We start from the raw sequence: 5,736 nt of genomic DNA, 5'->3' as shown, positions 1-5,736 counted from the left end.
GCCACCTCGGCGGCGCCGCGCTCACCTCGTCGGGCTGGCGCCTGATGGTGGTCGGGGTCACCAGCCTCGTCGTCGTCATCGTCACGATCGAGGTGGAGGGCGGGCCGGACGCGCTCGACACGTTCGCCCGCGGGCTGCGCACCGAACCCCCGCCGCTGGCCGTGGTCGAGACGGTGACCGAGTCCACGATGGACCCGGTCGGCGGCACCGGCTTCACCATCGAGGAGTCCGGCCCCGCCGGCCGGTCGCGCACCCTGGCGTCACCCGACGTGGCCACCTGCGCCGACTGCCGGGCGGAGCTGCGCGACCCGGCCGACCGGCGATACCGGCACCCGTTCATCACCTGCGTCAACTGCGGCCCCCGGCTGACCATCATCACCGCGCTGCCGTACGACCGGGACACGACGACGATGGCCGGCTTCCCCATGTGCGACGCCTGCCGCCGGGAGTACGAGGACCCCGCCGACCGCCGCTTCCACGCCCAGCCGATCGCCTGCCCCGACTGCGGCCCCCGGCTCGAGCTGGTCACCGGCGACCCGGGCCGGCACGCGTGGCCGCCCGTGCACGACGAGACGGCGCTGCGCACCGCCCGGGAGCTGCTGGCCCAGGGCAGGATCGTCGCGGTCAAGGGCCTCGGCGGCTACCACCTGGCCTGCGACGCCCGGGACCCGTACGCCGTCGCCGAGCTGCGCCGCCGCAAGCGCCGCGGCGGCAAGCCGTTCGCGGTCATGGTCGCCGACCTCGCCACCGCCCGCCGGGTCGCCCGGCTCTCCGCCGACGAGGAGGCGCTGCTCGCCGGCCCGCAACGGCCGATCGTGCTCGCCCCCAAACGCGAGGCGCTGGCCGACGGTGTCGCGCCCGGCAACCCGGACCTCGGCGTCATGCTGCCCTACACGCCGCTGCACGAGCTGCTGTTCGGCCTCGACGGCGACCCGCCGCTGACCGACGCGCTGGTGCTCACCTCCGGCAACGTGGCCGGGGAGCCGATCGTCACCGACGACGCGGACGCCCTGCGCCGGCTGGTCGGCCTCGCCGACGCCTGGCTGCGCCACGACCGGCCCATCCACGTGCCCTGCGACGACTCCGTCACCCGCACCGTCGGCGGTGCGGCGCTGCCGGTCCGGCGCTCGCGCGGGTACGCCCCGCTGCCGGTCGCGCTGCCGTTCGACGTGCCGCCGACGCTGGCCGCGGGCGCCGACCTGAAGAACACCTGCGCCGTCGGCGAGGGCCGCTACGCCTGGCTCAGCCCGCACGTCGGCGACATGGACGACCTGCGCACCCTGGCCGCGCTGACCTCGGTCGCGAACCAGCTCGAGGACCTCACCGGCGTACGCCCGACGCGGCTCGCGGCCGACGCGCACCCTGGCTACCGCAGCACCCGGTGGGCGCTCGACCGCGCTGCCGACCGCCCGGTGCACCGCGTCCAGCACCACCACGCCCACATCGCCGCGGTCATGGGCGAGCACGGTGTGGGCGTCGAGGAGCAGGTGATCGGCGTCGCCTTCGACGGCACCGGCTACGGCACCGACGGCGCGGTCTGGGGCGGCGAGGTGCTGGTCTGCGGCTACAAGGGCGCCGAACGCTTCGCCCACCTCGGCTACGTACCGCTGGCCGGGGGAGACGCGAGCGTGCTCCGGCCGTACCGGATGGCGCTCGCGCACCTGCGCAACGCCGGCATCGGCTGGAGCGACGACCTCCCGGCGGTGGCCGCCTGCCCGCAGGCCGAGCGGGACGTGCTGGCCCACCAGCTGGACACCGCGTTCGGCAGCGTCCCGACGTCGAGCATGGGCCGGCTGTTCGACGCCGTGGCCTCGCTCGTCGGCGCCAGGCACGAGGTCGACTACGAGGCCGAGGCCGCCATCGTGCTGGAGGGGCTCGCCCGGGCGCACGGGCCGGCCGGTCGGACGTACCCGACGGCCGTGCACGGCAAGGACGGGCCGCTCGTCGCCGACCCGGGCGAGCTGGTCCGGGCCGTGGTCGCGGACCTGCGGACCGGCGTGCCGGCCCCGGAGGTCGCCGCGGTCTTCCACGCCACCGTCGCGACGCTCGTCGCGGACCTGGCCGGCCGCGCCCGCGACCGGACCGGCCTGCGGACCGTTGCGCTTGGTGGCGGGGTGTTCCAGAACGCGGTCCTGCTCGACGCGGCCGACCGGCTGCTGTCCGACCAGGGCTTCACCGTGCTGCGCCCGCGCCTGCTGCCGCCCAACGACGGTGGCATCGCGCTGGGTCAGTTGTTGATCGCCGCAGCGTCCTAAGGGGGACCACCACCGTGTGTCTGGCAGTACCCGGACAGGTCATGAGCATCGCCGAACGCGACGGCACGTTGATGGCCGACGTCGACTTCGGCGGCGTACGCAAGGACGTGTGCCTGCAGTACGTCCCGGACGCGGCCGTCGGCGAGTACGTCGTCGTGCACGTCGGCTTCGCCATCCAGCGGCTCGACGAGGACTCCGCGAAGCAGACCCTCGCCAACTTCGAACAGCTGGGCATTCTCGAGGAGGAGTTCGGGGCGAAATGAAGTATCTCGACGAGTTCAGCGACCCGGTGCTGGCGCGCCGGCTGCTCGACCAGATCCACGCGGCCACCACGAAGCCCTGGGCGATGATGGAGGTCTGCGGCGGGCAGACCCACTCGATCATCCGCCACGGCATCGACCAGCTCCTGCCCGAGGGCATCGAGCTGATCCACGGGCCGGGCTGCCCGGTCTGCGTGACGCCGCTGGAGACCATCGACAAGGCCCTGGCCATCGCCGCACAGCCCGGTGTCATCTTCTGCTCGTTCGGCGACATGCTGCGCGTGCCGGGCAGCGGGCGCGACCTGTTCACCGTCAAGAGCGCGGGTGCGGACGTGCGGGTGGTCTACTCGCCGCTGGACGCGCTGGAGCTGGCGAGGCAGCACCCCGACCGCGAGGTGGTGTTCTTCGGGATCGGCTTCGAGACCACGGCGCCGGCCAACGCCATGACCGTGCACCAGGCCCGGCGGCTGGGGATCCGCAACTTCTCGTTGCTGGTCTCGCACGTGCTCGTGCCGCCGGCGATCGCGGCCATCATGGAGTCGCCGAGCTGTCGCGTCCAGGCGTTCCTGGCGGCGGGGCACGTGTGCAGCGTGATGGGCACCGCGCAGTACCCCGCGCTGGCGGCGAAGTACCGGGTGCCCATCGTGGTCACCGGGTTCGAGCCGCTGGACATCCTGGAGGGGATCCGGCAGACCGTCGTGCAGCTGGAGGCGGGGCGGCACGAGGTGACCAACGCGTACCCGCGGGTGGTGCCGGCCGAGGGCAACGTGCCCGCGCGGGCGATGCTCGAGGACGTCTTCGAGGTGGCCGACCGCACCTGGCGGGGCATCGGCACGATCCCGGCGAGCGGGTGGCGACTCTCGGCCCGCTATCGGGAGTTCGACGCGGAGGAGCGGTTCGCGGTCGGCGAGATCCGCACCGACGAGTCGCCGCTGTGCCGGGCGGGCGAGGTGCTGCAGGGGCACATCAAGCCGCACGAGTGCGCGGCGTTCGGCAAGGAGTGCACCCCGCGCAACCCGCTCGGCGCCACGATGGTGTCCGCCGAGGGTGCGTGCGCGGCCTACTACGCGTACCGCCGGCTCGATCTCGTGGAGGTCGGCACGTGACCACTGTGGACTTCTCGGCGTGGTCGTGCCCGGTGCCGCTGCGGGACACGCCGGCGGTGGTGATGGGGCACGGCGGCGGCGGCGCGATGTCGGCCGAGCTGGTCGAGCAGCTGTTCCTGCCGGCGTTCGGCGCGGCGGGTGCGGCGGAGCTGGGCGACTCGGCCGTGGTCGAGGCCGGCGGTGCGCGGCTGGCCTTCTCGACCGACTCGTACGTGGTCAAGCCGATGTTCTTCCCCGGCGGCTCCATCGGCGACCTCGCGGTCAACGGCACCGTCAACGACCTGGCCATGTCGGGCGCGACGCCGCTGTTCCTGTCGACCGCGTTCATCCTCCAGGAGGGCACCGACCTCGCCGTGGTGGGCCGGATCGCGCAGGCGATGGGCCTCGCCGCCGCGGCGGCCGGCGTCCGGCTGGTCACCGGCGACACCAAGGTGGTCGACAGCGCCAGCGGCGACGGCGTGTTCGTCAACACCGCCGGTATCGGCCTGCTCGCGCCCGACGTCGAGATCGGCCCACGGCGCGCCCGGCCCGGCGACGTGGTGCTGGTCAGCGGCGACATCGGCGCGCACGGGATCGCCGTGCTGAGCTGCCGGGAGGGGCTGACGTTCGGCACCTCCGTGCTCAGCGACACCGCGCCGCTGGCCGGCCTGGTCGCGGCGATGCTGCGCACCGGCGGCGACGTGCGGGCGCTGCGCGACCCGACCCGCGGCGGCGTGGCGGCCTCGCTCAACGAGATCGCCCGGGCGTCGAAGGTCGGTGTCTCGCTCGTGGAGCGGGACCTGCCGGTGCCCGTCGCGGTTCGCGACGCGTGCAGCCTGCTCGGGCTCGACCCGCTCCAGGTGGCCAACGAGGGCAAGCTGGTGGCCGTCGTCGCCGCGGAGTCCGCCGACGAGGTGCTCGCGGCGATGCGCTCGCACCCGCTCGGGGCCGGCGCGACGGTGATCGGCGAGTGCGTGGCCGAGCACCCGGGCACGGTCGTGGCCCGCACCGCGCTCGGCGGCAACCGGGTGATCAGCCTGCCGATCGGCGAGCAGCTGCCCCGGATCTGCTGACATGTCGGCCGAGGGCGCGCTGATGTTCGCGCGGTACGCGTACCCGCCGAACGCCCTGGGCTACTGCGGCCCGGCCGGGGCTGAGGCGATGCTGCGCGGTGACGCCACGGCGGACATCGCCCGGCGCGCCCGGCGGTTCGAGGGCGCGTGGTCCTACCTGGAGTTCCTCGCGTCCTCGGCCGGCATACCGGACCCGCTCGACGCGCGGGTGGTGGAGGCCTACTGGGTCGGCGGCGACCTGCTGGCCGGCGTCTCGTCGACGGCGCTGGTCGAGTTCCTGGCGACCCGGTTCGCGGGCCAGTCGGGCGGCACCTGGCAGTCGGCGACCGACCGGGCGCTGCCGCACCACACCTTCCAGGTGTTCGAGGTCTACCCGTGGGCGGGGCTGCTTGCCACCACCGGCCATCCACAGGCGCTGTCGGTGCTCGACCAGTGCCGGATCCGCACAGGCGTGGTGACGGCCGTGTCGGGCGAGACCGCGACCGTCGAGTCGCGCCCGCTGCTCGCGGGGCCGGCGGGCGGGCTGGTGCCGGGCGCACCGCACCGCGAGACCGTGCGCTGGTCGGTGGAGGGCTGGTCGCTGCTGCCGGGGCTGTCCGCGGGCGACCGCGTGGCGCTGCACTGGAACTGGGTCTGCGACACCATCACCGCGGACCAGGCGGCCCGGATCGAGACGTTGGAGGCCCGCTACCACTCGTCGCTGCGGACGCCCTCGGCGTAGGCGGCAGCGAAGCCCGCGTCGCCGAGGGCCGCTCTCGCCGCCGCCTCGGTCCGCCGCAGGTCGGCCGCGTGCGCCGGGGGAGGTGGCAGGCCGGCCGGTCCCCGGGCGGCGGCGGCGCCGAGCAGGCGGGCCGCCTCGGCGAACCGGTTGCCGGCCACCGCCGCGGCGGCCAGCCCGGACAGCGCCAGGGCGACGTCGTGGGGCGTGCCCAGCGCCCGGCCCGCGGCGAGCGCTGCCCGGGTGTGCGTGGCGGCGGCCGCCGGGTCGCCGCGCTGGATCGCCACGTGGCCGAGCTCGACGAGCACGCGACCCACCTGGCCGCGCCCGGCGAGGAACGCGACC

At 74.9% G+C, this 5,736-nt stretch carries 5 protein-coding genes and 1 pseudogene; 5 read left to right on the top strand and 1 reads right to left on the bottom strand.

What is annotated here, in order from left to right; genetic code table 11:
- The 5 genes from hypF to AB0H87_RS36935 all read left to right on the top strand — a co-directional run.
- Window positions 1-2,255 (top strand): carbamoyltransferase HypF (gene hypF / locus AB0H87_RS36955; protein WP_360156825.1); only part of this gene is annotated, 2,255 nt, incomplete at its 5' end.
- A gap of 14 nt (window positions 2,256-2,269) precedes the next feature.
- Complete coding sequence (locus AB0H87_RS36950; protein ID WP_203702664.1) at window positions 2,270-2,518, top strand: HypC/HybG/HupF family hydrogenase formation chaperone; 249 nt, start codon at window positions 2,270-2,272, stop codon at window positions 2,516-2,518.
- On the top strand, window positions 2,515-3,621 hold the full coding sequence (hypD, locus tag AB0H87_RS36945) for a hydrogenase formation protein HypD (protein WP_360156821.1): 1,107 nt from the start codon (window positions 2,515-2,517) through the stop codon (window positions 3,619-3,621). The genes AB0H87_RS36950 and hypD overlap by 4 nt, the downstream gene beginning before the upstream one ends.
- Window positions 3,618-4,673, top strand: a complete 1,056-nt coding sequence (hypE, locus tag AB0H87_RS36940) for a hydrogenase expression/formation protein HypE (RefSeq protein WP_360156818.1) — start codon at window positions 3,618-3,620, stop codon at window positions 4,671-4,673. Before hypD ends, hypE begins: the two co-directional genes overlap by 4 nt.
- Window position 4,674: 1 nt before the next feature.
- Entirely contained in the window at window positions 4,675-5,394 is a 720-nt protein-coding gene (locus tag AB0H87_RS36935; protein WP_360156815.1) for a DUF6390 family protein, read from the top strand.
- Here the strand turns inward: AB0H87_RS36935 and AB0H87_RS36930 are convergent.
- A pseudogene (locus AB0H87_RS36930) lies at window positions 5,361-5,736 on the bottom strand (hypothetical protein); the annotation flags it as partial. The gene AB0H87_RS36935 and the pseudogene AB0H87_RS36930 overlap by 34 nt on opposite strands.

The sequence above is a fragment of the Asanoa sp. NPDC050611 genome, from assembly GCF_040654855.1.
Taxonomy (GTDB): domain Bacteria; phylum Actinomycetota; class Actinomycetes; order Mycobacteriales; family Micromonosporaceae; genus Asanoa.
Note: the sequence above shows the minus strand (reverse complement) of the source record. Positions and strands in the feature narration are given on the sequence as shown.